Raw genomic sequence first — 3,036 nt, forward strand, 5'->3', positions numbered from 1 at the left:
GCCCTGCAAGGGGCGGCGCGGTTTGTTCTTTCAGGCGTGGCGGTCCGCCCGGCGCTTATTGCCGGTGATAGACCTCGGCGCCCTTCTTCACGAACTCGATGGACTTCTCCTGCATGCCCTTCTGCAGCGCGTCCTTCTCGCTCACGCCCTGCGACGCGGCGTAGTCACGCACGTCCTGCGTGATCTTCATCGAGCAGAAGTGCGGGCCGCACATGGAGCAGAAGTGCGCCACCTTCATCGAGTCCTTGGGCAAGGTCTCGTCGTGGAACTCCTTGGCCGTGTCCGGATCCAGGCCCAGGTTGAACTGGTCGTCCCAGCGGAACTCGAAGCGCGCCTTGGACAGCGCATTGTCGCGGATGGCCGCGCCCGGATGGCCCTTGGCCAGGTCGGCCGCGTGCGCCGCGATCTTGTACGTGATGATGCCGTCCTTCACGTCCTTCTTGTTCGGCAGGCCCAGGTGCTCCTTGGGCGTCACATAACAGAGCATGGCGGTGCCGTACCAGCCGATCAGCGCGGCGCCGATGCCGGACGTGATGTGGTCGTAGCCCGGGGCGATGTCGGTGGTCAGCGGGCCCAGCGTGTAGAACGGCGCCTCGTGGCAGTGTTCCAGCTGCAGCTCCATGTTCTCCTTGATCATCTGCATCGGCACGTGGCCGGGGCCTTCGATCATGACCTGCACGTCGTGCTTCCAGGCCACCTGGGTCAGCTCGCCCAGCGTCTTCAGCTCGGCGAATTGCGCCTCGTCGTTGGCGTCGTAGCCCGAGCCCGGGCGCAGGCCGTCGCCCAGCGAGAAGCTGACGTCGTAGGCCTTCATGATTTCGCAGATCTCGTCGAAGCGCTCGTACAGGAAGCTTTCCTTGTGATGCGCCAGGCACCACTTGGCCATGATCGAGCCGCCGCGCGAGACGATGCCCGTCATCCGGTCCGCCGTCATCGGAATGAACGGCAGGCGCACGCCGGCGTGGATGGTGAAGTAGTCCACGCCTTGCTCGGCCTGCTCGATCAGCGTGTCGCGGAAGATCTCCCAGGTCAGTTCCTCGGCCTTGCCGTCGACCTTTTCCAGCGCCTGGTAGATCGGCACGGTGCCGATCGGCACGGGCGAGTTGCGGATGATCCACTCGCGCGTTTCATGGATGTGCTTGCCGGTGGACAGGTCCATGACCGTGTCGCCGCCCCAGCGGATGGCCCAGGTCATCTTCTCGACTTCCTCGCCGATGCCGGAGCTGACGGCCGAGTTGCCGATGTTGGCGTTGATCTTCACCAGGAAGTTGCGGCCGATCGCCATCGGCTCGATTTCCGGGTGGTTGATGTTGGCCGGGATGATGGCGCGGCCGCGCGCGATCTCGTCGCGCACGAACTCGGGCGTGATGGCCGAGGGAATGGCGGCGCCGAAGGACTGGCCCGGATGCTGGCGCAGCAGGCGCTTGACCATCTTCTCGCCGTCCGGACCGCTGGCGCGCAGCGTTTCCAGGTATTGCTCGCGGCGCAGGTTTTCGCGGATGGCCACGAATTCCATTTCCGGCGTGATGATGCCGCGGCGCGCGTAGTGCATCTGGGTGACGTTGGCGCCCGACTTGGCGCGGCGCGGCGGACGGCGCAGGTCGAAGCGCATGGCCGTCAGCTTGGGATCGGTCAGGCGTTCCTTGCCGTAGTCGCTGGTCGGGCCGGCCAGCAGCTCGGTGTCGCCGCGCTCTTCGATCCAGGCGCGGCGCAGCTCGGGCAGGCCGCGGCGGATGTCGATCCTGGCGTCCGGGTCGGTGTAGGGGCCGCTGCAGTCGTAGACCGTCAGCGGCGGGTTCTTCTCGCCGCCGAACATGGTGGGCGTGTCGGCCTGCTCGATCTCGCGGAACGGCACGCGGATGTCGGGCCGCGAGCCGGTCTCGTACACCTTGCGCGATTTGGGCAGCGGCGCGACGGCGGCCGAGTCCACTTCTGCGGTGGCGGCCAGGAATTTGGGATTGGCGTTCATGGAAAGCTCCAAGCGAATGGTTTGGAGCCGATCGGGAATGAATCCCCGCCGCGCGCGATGGCGTGGCGGAAATACGGCTCCCAGCATCGGCATTATCCGTACTGGTACGAAGGGACTCTCTCAACACGTCGGCGCCCTGCGGGCGGGACGAGTACCCCTGCGCGAAAGCGAAGTATAGAGCCTGCCGGGGGCCGGCCGCCAAAGCGGTCGATGCTGCGGCGCAAGATGCGGGCGGTCGACGCGTGGTATTACTGGTTTACATTTGGAATCAGACTGCCGAGACAGGGGCAATCAGGTTCTGTACACTTTTTTCGTCAATTGCGGCGGGCAACGTCCGCCGTCCGGTCTGAAGACTACTCAAAGAAGGAAACGAGCATGCAACTGACCCTGCGCAACATGGCGCCCGCCTTGATGGTCCTGACCCTGGCGCTTGCGGGTTGCAAGACCGCGCCGACCAAGAATTCCGGCGATGCCGCCGCGACGCCCCAGGCGGGCCAGCAGCAACAACAGCAACAGCAGTCGCCCTCGGCCACCGCTTCCGTGGTGGAGTTCTACGTGGCCCGGACCCAGGCCGGCCCGGGCCTGACGGAAGTCACGCTGCCCGATGGCAAGCTCTACATGGAACAGCAACCCGTGCTGACGCGCGCCGACCTGACCGAGGCCGCCCAGCTGGTGGACCGCGAAGGCAACAACTTCGTCGGCCTGCGCTTCTCGGAATCGGGCGCGCGCAAGCTCAACGACATCAGCAGCAAGAACGTCGGCAACATGCTGGTCCTGGTGCTGGACCGCGAGCTGATCGCCGCGCCCCGTATCGGCGAGCCGCTGAACCGCGGCGTGCTGGCGTTCGGCGTGCCCTCGGCCAAGGCCGCCGCCGACATCGCTTCCCGCATTCGTGGCGATTCGTCCACGCCGGCCGCCGGTGGCTCGCCGGCCACCGCGCCTGTCACGGCGCCGGCGGCCAAGCCCTGATTCCGGCGCACCTGGCCGGCCGCACCTAGCCGGCCGCACCTGGATGCAACAGCGTCCGCTGTTAAGCACAAAGCCCCCTGCAAAAGGGGGCTTTGTGC

2 protein-coding genes are annotated in these 3,036 nt (G+C 66.2%); one reads left to right on the forward strand and one right to left on the reverse strand.

Annotation, left to right across the window (positions count from 1 at the left end):
- Window positions 1–55 precede the first annotated feature (55 nt).
- Entirely contained in the window at window positions 56–1,969 is a 1,914-nt protein-coding gene (gene thiC / locus AC6LJ9_RS30385; protein ID WP_498150420.1) for a phosphomethylpyrimidine synthase ThiC, read from the reverse strand.
- A 375-nt stretch (window positions 1,970–2,344) separates the two neighbouring features.
- Between thiC and AC6LJ9_RS30390 the strand changes: the two genes are divergently transcribed.
- Window positions 2,345–2,938: a SecDF P1 head subdomain-containing protein gene (locus AC6LJ9_RS30390; RefSeq protein WP_498150421.1), complete on the forward strand. Its 594-nt coding sequence runs from the start codon at window positions 2,345–2,347 to the stop codon at window positions 2,936–2,938.
- The last annotated feature ends 98 nt before the right edge of the window (window positions 2,939–3,036 follow it).

This window comes from Achromobacter sp. 1011811831, from assembly GCF_059760905.1.